Source organism: Cytobacillus eiseniae (assembly GCF_017874625.1).
GTDB classification, from domain to species: domain Bacteria; phylum Bacillota; class Bacilli; order Bacillales; family Cytobacillaceae; genus Cytobacillus; species Cytobacillus eiseniae.
This window is the reverse complement of the sequence record NZ_JAGIKZ010000009.1, coordinates 1-18,537: the sequence shown is the minus strand read 5'-3', so window position 1 is coordinate 18,537 and position 18,537 is coordinate 1. Positions and strand designations below refer to the sequence as shown.

Sequence of the window (18,537 nt, the reverse complement as noted above, 5' to 3'; positions counted from 1 at the left end):
TTACTTCTATTCTACTATATTCTTAATATTGCCACCACTTTTGATAGTGGAAAATCAGATGATTAAATATTTATACATTTGTACGGATAAATATTGATTTATTTTTAAAGTGTGATATCTTATTAAATATAAATGAATAAAAATAACATCATAAGAATAATTATTCATAAAATAAGGAGGAAAAAAGATGTCAAATCCGAAAGTCGTACTTGCTTATTCAGGCGGTTTAGATACTTCAGTAGCAATTAAATGGTTAGGAGATCAAGGTTATTCAGTGGTTGCATGCTGTTTAGATGTAGGGGAAGGAAAGGATCTTCAGTTTATTCAAGAAAAAGCGTTAACTGTTGGAGCCATACAATCGTATGTCATTGATGCTAAGGAAGAATTTGCGAATGAATATGCATTAATGGCCCTGCAAGCTCATGCACTCTATGAAAATAAGTATCCATTAATCTCTGCACTTTCACGTCCGCTTATTGCGAAGAAGCTTGTGGAAGTTGCTGAAAAGGAAGGCGCAGTTGCTGTTGCTCATGGCTGTACAGGCAAAGGAAATGACCAAGTGCGCTTTGAAGTGGCCATCCAAGCATTAAATCCAGAACTTGAAGTTTTGGCTCCAGTTCGTGAGTGGAAATGGTCACGTGAAGAAGAGATTGAATATGCGAAGCAAAAGGATATTCCGATTCCAATTAATTTAGATTCGCCATACTCTATTGACCAAAATTTATGGGGAAGAAGCAATGAGTGTGGAATTTTGGAAGATCCATGGGCTGCTCCACCTGAGGGTGCATATGATCTGACTGTTAGTTTAGCAGAGGCACCTGATACGCCTGATGTTGTAGAAATTGATTTTGAAAAAGGAGTACCTGTCCGTTTGAATGGAAAACAATTCCCACTATCACAGCTTATTTTAGAATTAAATGCCCTCGCAGGAAAGCATGGGGTTGGAAGAATTGACCATGTGGAAAATCGACTTGTCGGCATCAAGTCACGTGAAGTGTATGAATGTCCAGGAGCAATGACTTTAATTCAAGCACATAAAGAGCTCGAGGATTTAACACTTGTAAAAGAAGTGGCACATTTCAAACCAGTCATTGAGAAAAAGATTGCAGAGCTTATTTATGAAGGACTATGGTTTTCTCCACTGCAAAATGCTTTGGCGGCTTTTCTGCAAGAGACACAAACCTTTGTTACAGGAACTGTAAGAGTCAAATTATTTAAAGGCCATGCCATTGTCGAAGGAAGAAAATCGCCATATTCTTTATATGATGAAAAGCTAGCCACTTACACATCAGAGGATGAATTTGACCATCATGCGGCTGTTGGATTCATTAAGCTTTGGGGTCTGCCAACAAAAGTGCAAAGCATTGTTCAAAAGAATAAGAAGGTGACCGTGTGAAAAAGCTATGGGGTGGCAGATTTACAAAATCAGCTGAAGAATGGGTCGATGAATTTGGCGCTTCCATTTCGTTTGACCAACAATTAGTGATGGAAGATATTGAAGGAAGCCTTGCGCATGTAACGATGCTAGCCACATGTGGAATTATTTCTGATGAAGAGGCAAGCACGATTAAGGATGGGCTAAAGCTGCTTAAGCAGAAGGCGGAAAATGAGGAGCTTTCTTACTCGGTTAAATTAGAGGATATTCACTTGAATCTTGAAAGTTTTTTAACAGAGCTTGTTGGTCCAGTAGGGGGCAAGCTACATACAGCAAGAAGCAGAAATGATCAAGTGGCAACAGATATGCATTTATACTTGCGTAAGCAGGTTCGTGTAATTATTGAACTCATTCAGGAAATGCAGGAAGCACTGATCCATCAGGCAGAAATGAATATTGAGACGATTATGCCTGGCTATACACATCTTCAAAGAGCTCAGCCCATTTCATTTGCTCACCATTTAATGGCTTATTTCTGGATGCTTGAAAGGGATAAAGAACGTTTCAATGAAAGCATAAAGCGAATAAATCTATCTCCATTAGGTGCTGGTGCATTAGCAGGGACAACTTTTCCGATTGATCGGAATGCAACAGCTGAATTGCTTGGTTTTGATGGCTTTTATGAAAATAGTCTGGATGCTGTTTCAGATCGTGATTTCATTCTAGAGTTTTTATCGAATTCATCTACTTTAATGATGCACTTATCAAGATTAAGTGAAGAATTCATTCTTTGGTCTAGCCAGGAATTTAAGTTTATTGAACTCGATGATAGCTTTGCAACAGGAAGCAGTATTATGCCACAGAAGAAAAATCCAGATATGGCAGAGCTAATTCGTGGGAAAACTGGTCGGGTTTACGGGAACTTGATGGGGCTTCTAACCGTACTTAAAGGATTGCCATTAGCCTATAATAAGGATATGCAAGAAGATAAAGAAGGCATGTTTGATACAGTGAAAACTGTATCAGGTTCACTCAAAATCTTTGCTGGCATGGTTCAAACGATGAAGGTGAACAAAGACTTTATGGAAAAAGCAACGAGAACAGACTTTTCTAATGCAACTGAACTTGCTGATTACCTATCAAATAAAGGGATTCCGTTCAGAGAGGCTCATGAAATTGTTGGAATGCTTGTGCTAACATGTGTCCAGCAAGGCTGTTATCTTGGTGATTTGCCATTAGCAGAATATCAGAAAGCGAATCCGCTTTTTGAAGAGGATATATATGTAGTGTTAGATCCTGTCACTGCTGTGAAAAGAAGAAATAGTGCAGGTGGAACAGGATTTGAGCAAGTGGCTATTGCACTTGAAAAAGCAAAAGCATTGCTGAATAGGAATCAAGAGGTTTATTAGTGAATAGAAAGAGGCTGGGAAAAAGGTTTTCATAAATTAAAAAAAGCCGAACTATTATTAGAAATGCTAACACTGCATTCTACAATAGTTTGGCTTTCTGTATTTATATAATAAAAAAGTGAATTTATCATTTGGCTTTGGACACAGATAAATTAGTTATTTCCAGTCTGTTTTTATTAAAAATTAAGAAATTTCCGATTATAAGTATGCTAAAATAGAATGGCAGCTGAATATTGTTTGGGTGGTTGGTTATCAGACTTCTTTCCGAAAAGGAAGGGAGGTGATAATTATGGAAACATTTCTTGAAATTCTACGAGAAATTCTGAAAGGGATTATGCGAGAAGTTGGTGCATATTTCTTTAGGAGGAACATTCTAGAAAACAAGAAAACCACCCTACGCCGTCGCAAGCTTAAGGGGGGTTCTCACAAAAGGTAACTTAACTTGACAACCAGCCACCCTGACGGTAGAGGCTGCAGGGAGAAGTGTTTGCTGCACTTCTCTCTTTAATATATATCCATTATACATAAATATATTCTTAATGAGAAGGAAATCGCAGAGATGCGATAAAAAGTTATGGCTGTGAGGAGATGTTGCTAATGTACATTAAAAAGTTCACGTTTACTGAAGTGGAAAGAACGAAGACAATGGAAGCATTCTTCAAAGATGGCATACTGAAAGAACTGCCAAGTAAAGAGAAAAGAAAGGTCATTATTTTTTTAGAATTAATTAAGAAGTTCGAGAGTGGAGTCACTTATTCGGAAAAGGAAGTGAATGAAAGATTGTCTTGTATTTACGCTGATTTTGCCCTTTTAAGAAGATATTTGATCGATTATCAATTACTTAAAAGAAGCAAGGATGGCAGGGATTATTGGGTAAATGAGGATTTAACAGACGATAAAAAATGATGCATGGATAAACTTCTCCATGCATCATTTTGTTCTCGTTTAGGAAACTATAAAATCGCACGTTGTGTATAACTTTATGAGTAGTTTAGTCTACGTCCAGCTTCGGCGCCTATCGCCTATCAAACTTCAGTACTGCTCCCTACGATAAGTCAACATCGGTTCGCTTACGCTCACCGTGTTTCCTTTATCTCAGTCGCAGTCCTTCCAGTTTGTACGGCGATGATCGAGGCGCCTGCGCTTTTGTTCATTCCTCTTCCTTATGCGTTCTAACAACTAATACATCACATTGAGCATGTCGGGTAATATTTTCAGAAACGCTGCCGATTAAGAAGCGCTCAACAGCATTCATCCCTGTAGCACCACAAATGATTAGGTCTACTTCATGCTTTTTAGCAATATCTTTTGGAATTTTAATCTTCGGAGAACCGTAGTCTACGACAAAATCTACTTGAGCGACACCTGCTTCTATTGCTTCGCTTTTGTATTTTTCCATTAATTCTCTTGCAAACATGTCCGCTCTTTCAGCAATCGTGCGGTCATAGGCTTCTACCGTTGCAAACGTGCGAGTATCGATAATATGAGCTAGCAGGATATATGAATCATTTCTTTTGGCTACTTCAATCGCTTTCTTAAAAGCCCATTCTGCCTCAGTTGAACCATCTACAGCAACAAGAATCTTCTTATATTTCATACCCATATAAATCTCCTCCTTTTCCTTTATTATACAATAACATTCGACGTATATCTGTAGCTAAAAATCGAACAATAAGAGAGTCAGTCTTAATTCACTTATAAAAGGAGATGTGCAGGATGAACAAACGTGAACCTGAAAATAAAGCGAATTTATTTTTTGATGAAGATGGGGCAAATATTGTAAGTGAACAAATTATGGATGTGTATAACAGCGGGGTAATTGATCAGTCGAATGCGAATTTTGACCTAGATGCAGGACAGGAAGACGCAGAAACGAAATAAAAAGGAAAGCTGTCATTTGAGTGACAGCTTTCCTTTTTATTATTTTATAATTTGCAGCTCTTTCGGGAATTTAGTTAGAATTTCTACACCATTCTTTGTTACGGCTAAATCATCTTCAATTCGAACACCAGCAACGTCTGGAACGTAGATGCCAGGTTCAATTGTGAACACCATTCCTTCTTCAAGCAACAAGGAATTTGTTTCTGTTAAGGAAGGATACTCGTGCACGCTAATGCCTAAGCCGTGACCGAGACGATGTGGGAAATACTCACCATAGCCTGCTTTCGCAATGATGTTTCTTGCAGTAAGGTCAACCTCAGAGCAGGCAACGCCTGGCTTACTTGCCTCAACTGCTGCAAGCTGTGCTTTTAATACGGTATCATAAATTTCCTTCTGTTTGTCATTAATATCCCCGTAGGCAACCGTTCTTGTAATATCTGAGCAATAGCCATTCCAGACGACACCTAAGTCAAAAAGAACGAGATCGCCTTTCTGAATCTTCGTCATGCCTGGTGTGCCATGAGGAGAAGCACCATTTACTCCAGTGAGAACCATTGTGGAGAATGACATTTCATTTACGCCTTTTTTCTTCAAGGCATATTCAATAGCCGCTAATACATCAAGCTCAGTCTTGCCTTCTTTGATTTCTGCACATCCTACTTCAATAGCAAAATCAGCTAATTCACAAGCTTCGCGGATCAATGCAAGCTCTTTCTCATCTTTAACCATCCGCAGTTTTCTTAGCTTTTCTTCAGCTGAAACGAATGTTGCTTCAGTAAAGAGACCGGAGATTGCTTCATATCGTTCTACATTCATATGTTCTTTTTCAATTGCTACTTTTGATACGTTTGAAATCCGCTTATTGATGGCCTTATGTATAAGCTCCCAAGGATTTTCAATATCACTATATCCGATAATTTCATTGCTCCAGCCAGCATTCTTTGCGTCAGGAACCTCCATTCCAGGACAAACAAGGAAAGGCTCCTCCTCTTGAAATACGGCCAAACCGAGAAGGCGTTCATGAGGATCACTTAAAAATCCGCTAAAATAAAAGACATTCTCAGGTGCAGAAACAAAGCATACTTGTACATCATTTTCTTTCATCCAATCGGATAGCTTATTTAATCGTGTATTCATAGGTAGACCTCCTTAAATGTGTATATAAAAAGAGTAGCAACTATAAGCGTAAAAGTAAACTTTAAGAAATTAATCGAAACGATCACTGAGAGACATCCTCTTATGTTTTGGTTAGAACAATTGCAATTAAAGGCAGGAAAAAATCAATTTCCGTTGAAGTAGACTATCATAGCATAGCATCTGAAAGGGGAATGAAAATGAAAGTATCCTATCACGGACATTCTGTTGTAAAAATTGAAGCAAATGGGAAAACGATTCTAATGGATCCATTTATTAATGGAAATGGTTTAACCGATTTAAAGGTTGAGGATGTTAAGCCTGATGTGATTCTTGTGACACATGGTCATGGAGACCATTTAGGTGATACGATTGAACTAGCAAAGAAAAATAATTCCTTAGTCATTGCCAATTTTGAATTGGCTACCTATTTAGAATGGCAAGGTGTGAATACACATGGGATGAGTATTGGCGGAGCCTACGAATTTGATTTTGGAAAAGTAAAGCTAACACCTGCTTTTCATGGGACAGGTTTAGAAACTGAAAACAATGAAATAATTTATCTAGGGATGCCAGCAGGGATTCTACTCACAATAGAAGGAAAAACAATTTACCATGCAGGGGATACAGGACTATTTTCAGACATGAAGCTGATTGGTGATCGTCATCCAATTGATCTTGCATTCCTGCCGATTGGTGATAATTTCACAATGGGTCCAGAGGATGCAGCCTATGCAGCAAAAATTTTAGGGGCAAAAAAGGTTGTTCCCATTCACTTTAATACGTTCCCGCCGATTAAACAGGATCCACATTTATTTGTTCAAATGCTTGATGAAGGAATTGGTCAGGTTTTAGAAGTTGGAGAAGCAATTGAATTATAATGAAAAAAGCGCAGCTATTGACTGCGCTTTTTTTATACATGAATTCAGCCTGTCCGCATAAATATTAAAGAAGAAGTGCAAGGAGGTTTAATGATGAATAAAAATCGTTATTTGCTTTGCTTGTTAGTCTGTGGTCTTCTCCTATATTATGCAGTGCCAAGGCTTTCTATTTTCAGTGAAGGGCTTGAGGGAATATTCGCTATTTCATGGCTAGCCTTTGCTCTAATCGTAATAGCTGGTAATTTGACTGCGATGCTTTACTCACCAAACAAAAAAAATTCTCGAATGAAAGCAAGGCCTGTTCAAACAAACAAAAAGAAAGCTCGTTCCTTCTAATAGTAAATAAATATAATTGATGACTTTTCCACATCGAATTGTATTTCAGGCGTTTCTAACCTTATAATGAACCTATAGGAATACGAGAAAAAGGGTGAACGTCTTGGCTACGAAACATGAACAAATTTTACAATATATCGATGAACTGCCTGTAGGGGAAAAAATATCTGTTAGACAGATTGCCAAGGCATTAACAGTCAGTGAAGGAACGGCCTATCGAGCAATTAAGGAAGCGGAGAATAAAGGCTATGTCAGCACGATTGAACGTGTGGGTACAATAAGAATTGAACGGAAGAAGAAGGAAAATATTGAAAAGCTCACTTTTGCGGAAGTAGTAAATATTGTTGATGGTCAAGTATTAGGTGGAAGAGATGGACTGCATAAAACATTGAATAAGTTTGTTATCGGGGCGATGAAGCTAGATGCGATGATGCGTTATACAGATGCGGGCAGTCTTCTGATTGTAGGAAATCGTGTAAATGCACATGAGCTAGCTTTAAAAGCTGGTGCTGCAGTGTTAATTACAGGCGGATTTGATACCGAAGATAGTGTGAAGAAGCTAGCAGATGAACTCCAGCTCCCGATTATTTCAAGCAGCTATGATACTTTTACTGTTGCAACAATGATTAACCGGGCTATTTATGACCAATTAATCAAGAAAGAAATTGTCTTAGTAGAGGATATTTTAACACCAGTCGAGAATACAATCAGTGTAAACGTAACCGATCGGGTCGCTGATTGGCTGAAAGTGAACCGTGAAACATTCCATAGCCGATTTCCTGTTATTGATAAAAACGCCAAAGTGGTTGGTATGGTCACTTCTAAAGATATTATGGGGCATAGTCCTGAAACACCTATTGATAAAATCATGACAAAAAACCCAATGACTGTTGGCGGAAAGACAAGTGTCGCTTCTTCATCTCATATAATGGTATGGGAAGGGATTGAAGTACTTCCTGTTGTCGATGATTCGAATAGACTTGAAGGGATTATTAGTAGGCAGGATGTTCTGAAAGCTCTTCAGATGATTCAGCGCCAACCCCAAGTCGGTGAGACCATTGATGATATTGTAACGAATCAGCTTGTACTTACACGAGGAAAAACAAAGGCTGACGATGTTTATCGATGCGAAGTGACTCCACAGATGACTAACTATCTAGGAGCGATTTCATATGGGGTCTTTACGACGATTGTGACAGAAGCTGCTAGCAGGGCATTAAGGAATTACAAAAAAGGTGATTTAGTTGTTGAGAATATAACAATCTATTTCATTAAACCTGTTCAAATTGAAAGCATGCTAGAAATTTTCCCGAAAATCCTTGAAGTGGGGAGGAAATTTGGGAAAGTCGATGTTGAAGTATTCAATGAAGGGGTACTCGTAGGAAAAGCAATGATGATGTGCCAACTGATTGAAAGATAACAAAACAAAATCGCTGAAGGTTTGTAAAAAAACAAAAGACGTTCCAAATGGAACGTCTTTAGCAATAAGAAAATTACGCTTCTTTCGCTTCTTTTGCAGCAAGAGGCAAATAATGTTTATACGATTTGAACCCAGCATATATGCTAAATCCACCAATTAGAATAAAAACAACAGCGACAATATATGTGACAGTGTTGCCATTTAAAAAGAACTGGTTTACACCGAATAAAGCAACAAAGAGACCGAGAGCGATGCTTGATTTTGAAGAAAGCCACTTTCTTTCTGCTGGACGTCTACTGCGCACATATTTTACTTTGTAGACTAAGTAAAAAGCAAATGAGAAAATGATTAATATAACTAATATAGGCATACTATTAACCTCCATGATTCGTCAATCTCTTTATATTTTAACGGCAAATAGACAAAAATGCTATTAATAGCTAAATAATTTCTATGTCCAATGATTAAATTGCTTGTGGGGTTAAGTAAAACAAAGGAGATAATGATGAAAGAAAAAATTTTAGCGACTATTAAACAATATGAAACGATTATTATTCATCGTCATGTACGTCCTGATCCAGATGCATATGGATCACAAGGAGGACTTGCTGAAATTCTAAAAGCATCCTTTCCAGACAAGAATATTTACACGGTTGGACAAGAGGAAGAGACACTTCATTACTTGCGAAGACTCGATCAAATTCCAGATGATACGTATGAAGGTGCTTTAGTTATTGTATGTGATACGGCAAATGCTGAGAGAATTTGTGATGATCGTTATCATCTTGGCGATAAATTAATCAAAATTGACCATCATCCAAATGTGGATCCATATGGGGACATGATGTGGGTAGATACAGATGCAAGTTCTGTTAGTGAAATGATTTATGAATTCTATCTTTCAGGAAAAGATGATGGATTAAAACTATCAGATGAGGCAGCAAGACTTTTGTTTGCAGGGATAGTAGGAGACACAGGGAGATTCTTGTTTCCAAGCACTTCAAGAAAAACATTTGCTTACGCAGGAGAACTGATTCATTATAACTTCTCTCGTCCAGAGCTCTTTGACAAAATGTATGAATTATCTCCAAATGTTGTGAAGTTAAATGGCTATGTCCTGCAAAATTTTGAAATGAATCAAAATGGAGTAGCTGTAATGGTTTTACGAAAGGAATTATTGGAGGAGTATCAAGTGAAGGCCTCTGAAGCTTCACTTCTCGTCGGTACGCTAGGAAATATCGCGGGGATTAAAGCGTGGGTGTTTTTTATCGAAGAAGAGGATCAAATCCGTGTGAGACTGCGTTCAAAAGGGCCGATTATCAATGAAATTGCAAGAAATTATCAAGGGGGGGGACATCCTCTTGCAGCAGGTGCATCCATCTATTCTTGGGATGATATGGGCTCAGTCATAAAGGAATTGGAAGCAGTATGCGGAAATTAATAGATGCCCGGCTAATGGCCGGGCAACTCATTTTATTATTAATAGGTTCTCAATCCAGTAAAATCTCAAGATGAATTTCTAATGTCGTATAGATGACCATGTCCCTTACCTCAAGGCGATAACGCTTTTCATTTACTTTAATCACCTTATTTCGGATGATCTTCTTGATCAATTCTTTGCTTTTATAGACAGTATCAATGTCTTTCGCTTTCATATTTCCAATATCCTCTTTTATTTCATCCTCTATTTCAAATACGCTAAAAGAGTCAAGCTTATATTTCTCACTGTTTGATATTTTTATTTTTATATCTTGAATGGTCAATAGCTCGCGATTTTTTTTATTTAGCTCTTTAAATTCCTCTTGCCAGATGACTATATCCTTTTGTAGGTCAGCAATATCTTCTTCCTGTTTTGCGATCTGTTTGCTGTACCTCTCTTGCCACTCACCAAATATATACAAGAATACAAACCAGCTAATCATTCCGCCGATGGCTAGTCCAGCGATAAAGCGCTGCCAGACAGGCTGGCGATAATATGGAGGAATTCTCATTAAATATGCTCCTGTGTAAGCCAGTTAATTAAGAGTGCGCCTGTCTGAGCCCCGCCCATGGCTGAAAGAATTAAGAGGAATTGTTTGAAAATATCTTTTGTTCCTCCATCTAGTAGCCCTTTTTCAAAGCTATATACAGTATCGAATGTCCCGCCTATGGCGGCAATAATTGCCCAAATTCGGATGATATTTGAAATCCGGTAGGCCTCTGTTAATGGAGGCTTTCCTGTAAGAAATGCAGCTAGGCTTCCGATAATTGAACCGCCAATTAAAACACCAAGAGCAATGAAATAACTATCAAATAAAGTTGCGAAAAAAGGCTGGATTTTCATGTGATCATTCCCTTACCTATAGATTGACCTTATAAATGGAAATCATCTGCTATTCCATCATATGGACAAACCATTAAAAATATGATGATTCGCGAAAGTATTTATTTAGCAAAAAGAGAACGTATTTTCCTTTTTTACGTAGTCGAATTATAATAGATATAGTAGAAGAAATAAGGACGTGAGTGTTTTGTCATTTATTCACCTTCATGTATATAGTGCGTATAGCTTGCTGACAAGCACAGCAATGGTAGAGCAATTAGTTGTTGATGCGAAACGAAAAGGCTTTCGTGCATTAGCATTAACTGATCGGAATGTTATGTATGGGGCGGTTTCATTTTACAAGGAATGCTTAAAGCAATCGATTAAACCCATTATGGGATTGACTGTTGATGTGCTTAGTGACGAACTTCCTTCCAAGTCATATCCGATTGTTCTGCTTGCAAAAAATCAAATCGGCTTTCAAAATCTATTAAAAATTACAAGTGTTGTTCAATCAAAATCACCTGAGGGAATACCAGTTAAATGGTTAAAAGCTTATTCGCAAGGTTTAATTGCGATTACTCCTGGATTGGAAGGGGAAGTTGAACAATATCTAGCAAATGAAGAATATGAAAAAGCAAAGCAGGCTGCTCGTACATATAGCCAGTTATTTGAAAAGAACGATTTTTATTTAGCACTGCATGATCACCGGATCGATGAGGAAATTAGAATAGGTCAGGACTTAATAAGAATAGCAAAGGAACTGAAGATTGAATTAGCGGCAACGAATCAAGTACACTACTTATCTAAAGACGATGCTTTTGCGCAGGAATGCTTATTGGCGATCAAGAATGGGGTCAAACTTCAGGATGACGATTGGGAGAGGCTAAAGAGTAAGGAATACTACTTGAAAACAGCAGATGAAATGGCTGAATTATTCACAGCTTACCCAGATGCACTGAAGAACACGGTGAAAATTGCAGAAAAATGCAATGTCATGCTCAAGTTAAATGAGCAGCATTTACCTAAATATCCAGTTGAAGGCAACCGTCATGCAGATGATCTTCTTGAAGAAATTTGCCAGCAAGGCTTTAAGGAACGGTATACTCACCCAACTGATGAGCATTATGAACGACTGGAATATGAACTTCAAATTATCAAAAAAATGAAGTTTAGTGATTACTTCTTAATCGTATGGGACTTCATGAAGTTTGCGAAGGATCATGGAATTCTAACAGGGCCTGGCAGGGGATCAGCGGCAGGATCGATGGTTGCTTATGTACTATCAATTACTGATGTCGATCCAATTGAGCATCAATTATTATTTGAGCGATTTTTAAACCCTGAGCGGATCTCTATGCCTGATATTGATATCGACTTTCCAGATCATCGCAGAGATGAAGTGATAAAATATGTCTCACAGAAATATGGCGAGCTGCATGTGGCACAGATTATTACATTTGGGACTCTTGCAGCAAAAGCTTCCCTACGAGATGTAGGCAGGGCATTTGGATTAAGCGTAAAGGAACTTGATAGTCTATCAAAAAAAGTCCCACAAAAGCTGGGCATCACTTTGAAGAATGCCTATACAGAGTCAGCATCATTAAAGGATTTCGTAAATGAATCGAGCATGAACCGCAAGTTGTTTGATACAGCATTGAAGCTTGAAGGGCTGCCTAGACATACATCGACACATGCGGCTGGGGTCGTAATTAGTGAAAATCCTTTAGTGAATGTGATCCCAATCCAGAGTGGACATGACCAAGTGTATTTAACCCAATATTCAATGGAGCACTTAGAAGATATTGGTCTATTAAAGATGGATTTCTTAGGGCTGCGAAATTTAACATTCATTGAAAATATATTATCATCGATCCAACGAAAAACAGGACAGAAATTAGCAATTACGTCCATTCCATTGAATGATAAAGCAACCTTTCAGCTCCTTTGTAAAGGGGAGACATCAGGTATTTTTCAGCTAGAGTCAGAGGGAATGAGAAATGTATTAAAAAGGCTTCGACCGAATTGCTTTGAAGATATTGTTGCTGTAAACGCGTTGTATCGACCAGGCCCAATGGAAAATATCCCCTTATTCATCGATAGAAAGCATGGGAAGAAGAAGATCGAATACTTGCATCAGGATTTAATACCGATTCTTGAGAATACATACGGTGTTATCGTCTATCAGGAACAGATTATGCAAATTGCTGCTAGGATGGCAGGATTTACGCTCGGTGAGGCGGATCTCTTAAGACGAGCAGTTAGCAAGAAACAAAAGGAAGTACTTGATAGGGAAAGAGCCCACTTTATAAGTGGAGCCTTGCGTAAGGGCTATGATGAAAAAACAGCGGATGAAATTTACAATTTAATTGTGCGTTTTGCCAATTATGGTTTTAACCGAAGCCATGCGGTAGCCTATAGTTTTATTTCCTATCAGTTAGCCTATTTAAAGGCACACTATCCCCTTCATTTTATGGCTGCACTTCTAACATCAGCTATTGGGAATGAAGGAAAGGTTTCTCAATATATTAGAGAGCTAAAGCAAATGAGCCTTAAGGTTCTCCCTCCTTCAATTAATTATAGTGGTTATTCCTTTACTGTTGAAAAAGAGGCGATTCGATACAGCCTAGCAGCAATTAAATGGGTTGGCGCTGCTGTGCTGAAGGAAATCTTCCAGAAGCGGAAAAATCAACGTTTTGAAGATCTATTTGATTTATGTATTCGAGTTCCCTCAAAAGCGATGAACCGTAAAGTAATCGAAGCACTTATCCATTCTGGCAGTATGGATGAATTTGGAGAAGATCGAGCCGTTTTATTAGCAAGTCTGGATGCTGCGATTGACCATGCCCAATTAATGAAGATTGAAGATGACCAAGGGGACTTCTTTTCAACAGATGACTTTTTTCCAAAACCAAAGTATACGAAGGTGGAAAGAATCCCAAATGAAGAAAAGCTTGCGCTTGAAAGGGAAGTGCTTGGACTTTACCTCTCTAACCATCCCGTATCTATATATGAAGAGAAATTTGCCATTTTAAATGCACAGCCTCTTTTCAAATTAGCACCACCAGTTAAGAAAGGTCGATCGATTGTTTATTTGACCGAGGTAAAAAAAATCCGTACAAAAAAAGGTGTTCCAATGGCTTTTCTGTCTATTAGTGACCAAACAGATGAGATGGAGGCCGTCGTATTTCCAAATGAATATACTCGCTTCTCCTCCTTATTAAATCAAGGAAGTGTCCTATTTATAGAAGGAAAGATAGAAGAACGAGATGGAAAACGACAATTGGTTGTCCAGGTGCTTGAAGATGTTCAAGCGGCGATTGAGAAGGAAGAACAGAAAGACCCTATTTTGTATTTGAAAATAACAAAGGAATTAGAAAAAAGGGATTTACTCTATGAGTTAAAAAATGTATTTAGACAAAATGCTGGAAATATTCAAGTCGTTATTTATTATGAAAGCACGAAAAAGAGCATTCGTTTAGGGGAAGAGGATCTTATTCAACCGTCAGCCCAACTAATAAATAAATTAAAAGATATACTTGGGGGAAATAATGTTATCCTTAAACGCTAGCACTTTACAACCTCATCATTTATGGTATATTTGTTAAGAGTAATGGTCAGACCACCTATGATAAAACACTTGAGCTGTAGGCTAGAAACTATCATTCGAATAATCAGCATTTAGCTTATTTTACTTATAGTTTTTTTAGTATAAAGTGATAATAATGACTGGCTAAAAAATAAGGAGTGGTATTTAGATGACTTTACGTGAAGAAGCACTTCATATGCATAGGATAAATAAGGGAAAATTAGAATCAAAGTCTAAGGTAGAAGTGAAAAATGCAAGAGATTTGAGTCTTGCCTATTCTCCTGGTGTTGCCGAGCCTTGTAAAGAAATCTATGATAAGCCAGAAACCGTATATGAATATACGATGAAGGGCAATATGGTTGCTGTTGTTTCAGATGGAACGGCTGTACTTGGTCTTGGAAATATTGGGCCAGAAGCGGCGCTTCCAGTAATGGAAGGGAAGGCTGTACTATTTAAAAGCTTTGCAGGCGTGGATGCATTCCCTATCTGCTTAAATACAACAGATGTTGATAAAATAGTAGAAACAGTTAAGTTACTAGAACCGACATTTGGTGGCGTTAACTTAGAGGATATTGCTGCACCACGTTGCTTTGAAATTGAAGAACGACTAAAGAAAGAAGCAAATATACCTGTTTTTCATGATGACCAGCATGGAACAGCGATTGTAACGGTTGCAGGCCTTGTGAATGCATTAAAGATTAATGGAAAGAAAATAAATGAAATTAAAGTAGTGGCGAACGGGGCAGGTGCTGCCGGTATTGCCATCATCAAGCTTCTTTACTCATATGGTGTGAGAGATATTATCATGTGTGACCGAAAAGGAGCTATTTATGAAGGTCGTTCTGATGGAATGAACGATATTAAGAATGAAGTTGCAAAATACACAAATCGTGAGAATAAACAAGGCAGTCTTGCAGATGTAATTCAAGGGGCAGACGTCTTTATTGGTGTTTCAGCAGCAGGATCATTAACAAAAGAAATGGTTGAAACGATGAATGAGGCACCGATTATTTTTGCAATGGCAAATCCAGTTCCAGAAATTATGCCTGAAGATGCAAAAGCGGCGGGGGCATCTGTTATTGGTACTGGAAGATCTGACTTTCCAAACCAAGTGAATAATGTACTTGCATTCCCTGGGATTTTCCGAGGCGCTTTAGATGTACGAGCAACTCACATTAATGAAAAAATGAAAATTGCAGCTGTGGAAGCAATTGCTAATTTAGTAAGTGAGGAAGAATTAAATACGGATTATGTGATTCCGGCGCCATTTGATCCAAGAGTCGCTCCAGAGGTTGCAGCAGCAGTCGCAAGAGCGGCAATGGAAACAGGTGTTGCACGTTTGAAAGTGGATCCAGAAATAATTAAAGAAAAAACGAGAAATTTAGCTGTTATTGGGAAAAGTGAGTGATTAATTAACGTGAGCAAGCCCAACAGTGATTCGAAAGTTTATGTGGAAATTGTTAAACAACTAAGGCTATTAATCGAAAAGAATCATCTTAAGCCTGGGGATAAATTACCTTCTGAACGTGAACTATCAGAGCGCCTAAATGTAGGGCGCTCGTCTGTTCGGGAAGGACTTAGAGCCCTTGAACTGCTTGGTCTAATTGAAACAAGAAGAGGCGAAGGCACATTTATTCGTGACTTTGAAGGACATCAGCTTGTCCAATTATTAAGCACGTTCATTTTGCAAGATGATAAAGCGAAAAAGGATATTATGGAGACGAAGTATTTAATCGAGATTGATTGTCTATGGTTAAATATGTATAAGGCAACCGACAATGAGCTAACTGAACTGAAGGTGTGGGCTGAAACTGCCACTTATACAGATGATGAATTCTTCTTAAAAGTAGTTCAATATGCTAAAAATCATTTATTTTTAAGAATATGGACAATTTTAAAGGATTATTATAACTCTCTTCAAATAGCACAGGAAACGCCTAAAAAAACGGATTATTCCCAATTGATTGAGGCATTGTTAAATAGGCGAGAATCTGAGGTAAGAGAAGCATATCGAACATTGAGAAAATTGTCGAATATTTAACGACAATTTTTTGCACATTTTGTAACCAATTTATTTTATAGTGAATAAGATAAGACAGGCTATGCTCCGAATTTTATTAAGGAGAATATTTTTTGCCGTAGGTGGTCAGACCACTTAATCGTTTGCATTATGGGGAGGTTTCACTTTGCTAAAAGTTTTTACAAAATCAAAGAAGAAGAAATATGCGACAATTCCTTCAGAAATGGCAAAGCAGGATGTACCCGAAGGAATCATGACGAAATGTCCGAACTGTAAAAAAATCATGTATTCGAAAGAACTAATCAAAAATTTAAAAGTTTGTTTCCACTGCCAATACCATCATTCTATGAATTCAAAAGAACGATTGGATAGTTTCCTTGATGAAAATAGTTTTGAAGAATTAAATGCAGGGATGATCTCAGAAAACCCATTGAATTTTCCGGATTATCTTGAGAAAGTTGAGAAGGACAGAAAAAAGACAGCCATTAATGAAGCCGTTGTGACAGGAATTGGTGCAGTAGAAGGTCAAGTGATTGCCGTAGCTGTAATGGATTCTACATTCCGTATGGGAAGCATGGGATCTGTAGTAGGAGAAAAAATTACGCAGGCGATAGAAAAGGCGGACGAATTAGCTGTTCCATTTGTTATTTTTACAGCCTCAGGCGGTGCGAGAATGCAAGAAGGTGTGCTAAGTTTAATGCAAATGGCTAAAACAAGTGTTGCGTTGAAAAGGTTTAGTGACAATGGTGGACTGATTATCTCAATAATGACGCATCCAACAACTGGTGGTGTTTCGGCGAGCTTTGCTTCACTAGGTGATTATAATCTTGCAGAACCAGGTGCGTTAATCGGCTTTGCGGGCAGACGGATTATTGAACAAACGATTCGTGAAGACTTGCCAGAGGATTTCCAAACAGCAGAGTTTCTTCTAAAGCATGGACAATTAGATGCGGTGATTTCAAGAGTAGAGCTGAAGGAAAAGGTAGCAAATATTTTATCTATGCATCAACAAGGTGGTGAACCCGAATGGTAGGGGAGCTTGAATTTGAAAAGCCAGTAACCGAACTAAGAAAGAAAATCACAGAACTGAAAGAATTTACAAAGGATGCAGATGTCGATTTAACTTCTGAAATAGAGAAGCTTGAACTGCGCTTGAAAAAATTAGAGATTGATATATATGAAAATATGAAGCCGTGGGATCGAGTTCAGATTGCTCGTCACCCTGGACGTCCAACTACATTAGATTATATTGCTCTCCTTTTTACCGACTTTTTCGAATGTCATGGAGATCGAACATATGGGGATGATGAAGCGATTGTTGGCGGGATTGCTAAATATAAAGGGCTTCCAGTCACTGTCATCGGGCATCAGCGTGGGAAAGATACGAAGGAAAATATTCGCAGAAACTTTGGGATGCCACATCCAGAAGGCTATCGCAAAGCGCTTAGACTTATGAAACAAGCAGATAAATTTGGAAGACCTATTATTTGCTTTATTGATACAAAAGGTGCTTATCCAGGAAAAGCAGCAGAAGAGCGTGGGCAAAGTGAAGCAATAGCGCGCAATCTATTTGAAATGGCTAGCTTGCAGGTGCCTGTAATCTGCATCGTCATTGGAGAAGGTGGAAGTGGTGGTGCGTTAGCATTAGGTGTAGGCAACCAAATTCATATGCTCGAAAACTCTACTTACTCTGTTATCTCCCCTGAAGGAGCTGCTTCCATTTTGTGGCGGGATGCAACGCAAGCAAAAAAAGCAGCAGAAAGCATGAAAATTACAGCTCCTGACTTAAAGGAATTAGGAATTGTGGATCAAGTAATTCCAGAAGTAAAGGGCGGTGCCCATAAAGATGTAGCGGCACAGGCAGAAGAAATTGATTTTGTTCTTATGCAGTCTTTAAAGGAACTTAGAGCGTATAGCAAGGAGCAATTAGTTGCTCATCGCTATGATAAATATAAATCAATTGGTAAATACTCTTTTATAAAGGAGTTTATAGGAGTAAACTAGAAAAAACGTGCTTTTTGCACGTTTTTCCTTATTATGGGTTCGAAAACCCCTGGCTATGCCGGGGGTTCTAAAGAGCTTCAAGCGTGGTATTAAAAAACCTCACTTCATATGGTAGGATAAAGTTGGTTTCCCGACCACTTTACCTCGCCATAGAAGGAGGAATGCCCTTTGAAGGACATGAATAGT

At 38.3% G+C, this 18,537-nt stretch carries 18 protein-coding genes; 13 read left to right on the top strand and 5 right to left on the bottom strand.

What is annotated here, in order from left to right; all coding sequences use genetic code 11:
• Positions 1–187 precede the first annotated feature (187 nt).
• The 3 genes from J2Z40_RS09645 to J2Z40_RS09635 all read left to right on the top strand — a co-directional run bounded on the left by J2Z40_RS09645 (position 188) and on the right by J2Z40_RS09635 (position 3,690).
• Entirely contained in the window at positions 188–1,396 is a 1,209-nt protein-coding gene (locus tag J2Z40_RS09645; protein WP_066396758.1) for an argininosuccinate synthase, read from the top strand.
• On the top strand, positions 1,393–2,784 hold the full coding sequence (gene argH / locus J2Z40_RS09640) for an argininosuccinate lyase (protein ID WP_066396756.1): 1,392 nt from the start codon (positions 1,393–1,395) through the stop codon (positions 2,782–2,784). The genes J2Z40_RS09645 and argH overlap by 4 nt, the downstream gene beginning before the upstream one ends.
• Before the next feature lie 597 nt (positions 2,785–3,381).
• Complete coding sequence (locus tag J2Z40_RS09635; RefSeq protein WP_066396755.1) at positions 3,382–3,690, top strand: DUF2087 domain-containing protein; 309 nt, start codon at positions 3,382–3,384, stop codon at positions 3,688–3,690.
• Positions 3,691–3,934: 244 nt separating this feature from the next.
• On the opposite strand, the gene J2Z40_RS09630 is transcribed toward J2Z40_RS09635, so the two are convergent.
• Entirely contained in the window at positions 3,935–4,387 is a 453-nt protein-coding gene (locus J2Z40_RS09630; RefSeq protein ID WP_066396750.1) for a universal stress protein, read from the bottom strand.
• Positions 4,388–4,500: 113 nt separating this feature from the next.
• Here J2Z40_RS09630 and J2Z40_RS09625 point away from each other — a divergent pair, with 113 nt between their 5' ends.
• Positions 4,501–4,665 (top strand): hypothetical protein, encoded by a 165-nt coding sequence (locus J2Z40_RS09625; protein ID WP_162840496.1) that lies wholly within the window; start codon positions 4,501–4,503, stop codon positions 4,663–4,665.
• A 39-nt stretch (positions 4,666–4,704) separates the two neighbouring features.
• On the opposite strand, the gene J2Z40_RS09620 is transcribed toward J2Z40_RS09625, so the two are convergent.
• The gene (locus J2Z40_RS09620; protein ID WP_066396739.1) at positions 4,705–5,802 is read right to left on the bottom strand and encodes a M24 family metallopeptidase; all 1,098 of its coding nucleotides are present in this window, start codon (positions 5,800–5,802) and stop codon (positions 4,705–4,707) included.
• 197 nt (positions 5,803–5,999) lie between these two features.
• On the opposite strand from J2Z40_RS09620, the gene J2Z40_RS09615 reads away from it, so the two are divergent.
• The 3 genes from J2Z40_RS09615 to J2Z40_RS09605 all read left to right on the top strand — a co-directional run bounded on the left by J2Z40_RS09615 (position 6,000) and on the right by J2Z40_RS09605 (position 8,436).
• Positions 6,000–6,680 carry a metal-dependent hydrolase gene (locus tag J2Z40_RS09615; RefSeq protein ID WP_066396736.1) on the top strand — a complete coding sequence of 227 codons (681 nt, stop codon included), beginning with the start codon at positions 6,000–6,002 and terminating at the stop codon, positions 6,678–6,680.
• Between the two features lie 90 nt (positions 6,681–6,770).
• A complete protein-coding gene (locus tag J2Z40_RS09610) occupies positions 6,771–7,016 on the top strand; it encodes a hypothetical protein (RefSeq protein WP_425351387.1) in 246 nt (81 codons plus the stop codon).
• A gap of 103 nt (positions 7,017–7,119) precedes the next feature.
• Positions 7,120–8,436, top strand: a complete 1,317-nt coding sequence (locus J2Z40_RS09605; RefSeq protein WP_066396728.1) for a CBS domain-containing protein — start codon at positions 7,120–7,122, stop codon at positions 8,434–8,436.
• Positions 8,437–8,509: 73 nt separating this feature from the next.
• Here J2Z40_RS09605 and J2Z40_RS09600 read toward each other — a convergent pair whose 3' ends face one another.
• The gene (locus tag J2Z40_RS09600; protein WP_066396726.1) at positions 8,510–8,806 is read right to left on the bottom strand and encodes a YtpI family protein; all 297 of its coding nucleotides are present in this window, start codon (positions 8,804–8,806) and stop codon (positions 8,510–8,512) included.
• Positions 8,807–8,941: 135 nt separating this feature from the next.
• Between J2Z40_RS09600 and J2Z40_RS09595 the strand changes: the two genes are divergently transcribed.
• Positions 8,942–9,877, top strand: a complete 936-nt coding sequence (locus J2Z40_RS09595; protein WP_066396724.1) for a DHH family phosphoesterase — start codon at positions 8,942–8,944, stop codon at positions 9,875–9,877.
• A gap of 49 nt (positions 9,878–9,926) precedes the next feature.
• On the opposite strand, the gene ytrI is transcribed toward J2Z40_RS09595, so the two are convergent.
• Complete coding sequence (gene ytrI / locus J2Z40_RS09590; RefSeq protein WP_066396717.1) at positions 9,927–10,427, bottom strand: sporulation membrane protein YtrI; 501 nt, start codon at positions 10,425–10,427, stop codon at positions 9,927–9,929.
• On the bottom strand, positions 10,427–10,759 hold the full coding sequence (ytrH, locus tag J2Z40_RS09585) for a sporulation membrane protein YtrH (protein WP_066396711.1): 333 nt from the start codon (positions 10,757–10,759) through the stop codon (positions 10,427–10,429). The genes ytrI and ytrH overlap by 1 nt, the downstream gene beginning before the upstream one ends.
• A 187-nt stretch (positions 10,760–10,946) precedes the next feature.
• On the opposite strand from ytrH, the gene dnaE reads away from it, so the two are divergent.
• The 5 genes from dnaE (at position 10,947) to accA (ending at position 18,351) form a co-directional block, all read left to right on the top strand.
• Positions 10,947–14,309: a DNA polymerase III subunit alpha gene (gene dnaE, locus J2Z40_RS09580; RefSeq protein WP_066396709.1), complete on the top strand. Its 3,363-nt coding sequence runs from the start codon at positions 10,947–10,949 to the stop codon at positions 14,307–14,309.
• 187 nt (positions 14,310–14,496) lie between these two features.
• Complete coding sequence (gene ystJ, locus J2Z40_RS09575) at positions 14,497–15,735, top strand: NADP-dependent malic enzyme (protein WP_066396707.1); 1,239 nt, start codon at positions 14,497–14,499, stop codon at positions 15,733–15,735.
• Between the two features lie 9 nt (positions 15,736–15,744).
• A complete protein-coding gene (locus J2Z40_RS09570) occupies positions 15,745–16,368 on the top strand; it encodes a GntR family transcriptional regulator (protein WP_066396705.1) in 624 nt (207 codons plus the stop codon).
• A 202-nt stretch (positions 16,369–16,570) separates the two neighbouring features.
• Positions 16,571–17,380 (top strand): acetyl-CoA carboxylase, carboxyltransferase subunit beta, encoded by an 810-nt coding sequence (accD, locus tag J2Z40_RS09565; RefSeq protein ID WP_066399462.1) that lies wholly within the window; start codon positions 16,571–16,573, stop codon positions 17,378–17,380.
• Positions 17,374–18,351: an acetyl-CoA carboxylase carboxyl transferase subunit alpha gene (gene accA, locus J2Z40_RS09560; protein ID WP_066396703.1), complete on the top strand. Its 978-nt coding sequence runs from the start codon at positions 17,374–17,376 to the stop codon at positions 18,349–18,351. The genes accD and accA overlap by 7 nt, the downstream gene beginning before the upstream one ends.
• Positions 18,352–18,537: the final 186 nt, after the last annotated feature.

Excerpts from the sequence above, each read along its gene's own strand:
- J2Z40_RS09645 (WP_066396758.1), top strand. The coding sequence starts at position 188 with ATGTCAAATCCGAAAGTCGTACTTGCTTATTCAGGCGGTTTAGATACT.
- J2Z40_RS09635 (WP_066396755.1), top strand. The coding sequence starts at position 3,382 with ATGTACATTAAAAAGTTCACGTTTACTGAAGTGGAAAGAACGAAGACA.
- J2Z40_RS09630 (WP_066396750.1), bottom strand. The coding sequence starts at position 4,387 with ATGGGTATGAAATATAAGAAGATTCTTGTTGCTGTAGATGGTTCAACT.
- J2Z40_RS09625 (WP_162840496.1), top strand. The coding sequence starts at position 4,501 with ATGAACAAACGTGAACCTGAAAATAAAGCGAATTTATTTTTTGATGAA.
- J2Z40_RS09620 (WP_066396739.1), bottom strand. The coding sequence starts at position 5,802 with ATGAATACACGATTAAATAAGCTATCCGATTGGATGAAAGAAAATGAT.
- J2Z40_RS09615 (WP_066396736.1), top strand. The coding sequence starts at position 6,000 with ATGAAAGTATCCTATCACGGACATTCTGTTGTAAAAATTGAAGCAAAT.
- J2Z40_RS09610 (WP_425351387.1), top strand. The coding sequence starts at position 6,771 with ATGATGAATAAAAATCGTTATTTGCTTTGCTTGTTAGTCTGTGGTCTT.
- J2Z40_RS09600 (WP_066396726.1), bottom strand. The coding sequence starts at position 8,806 with ATGCCTATATTAGTTATATTAATCATTTTCTCATTTGCTTTTTACTTA.
- J2Z40_RS09595 (WP_066396724.1), top strand. The coding sequence starts at position 8,942 with ATGAAAGAAAAAATTTTAGCGACTATTAAACAATATGAAACGATTATT.
- ytrI (WP_066396717.1), bottom strand. The coding sequence starts at position 10,427 with ATGAGAATTCCTCCATATTATCGCCAGCCTGTCTGGCAGCGCTTTATC.
- ytrH (WP_066396711.1), bottom strand. The coding sequence starts at position 10,759 with ATGAAAATCCAGCCTTTTTTCGCAACTTTATTTGATAGTTATTTCATT.
- ystJ (WP_066396707.1), top strand. The coding sequence starts at position 14,497 with ATGACTTTACGTGAAGAAGCACTTCATATGCATAGGATAAATAAGGGA.
- accD (WP_066399462.1), top strand. The coding sequence starts at position 16,571 with ATGGCAAAGCAGGATGTACCCGAAGGAATCATGACGAAATGTCCGAAC.
- accA (WP_066396703.1), top strand. The coding sequence starts at position 17,374 with ATGGTAGGGGAGCTTGAATTTGAAAAGCCAGTAACCGAACTAAGAAAG.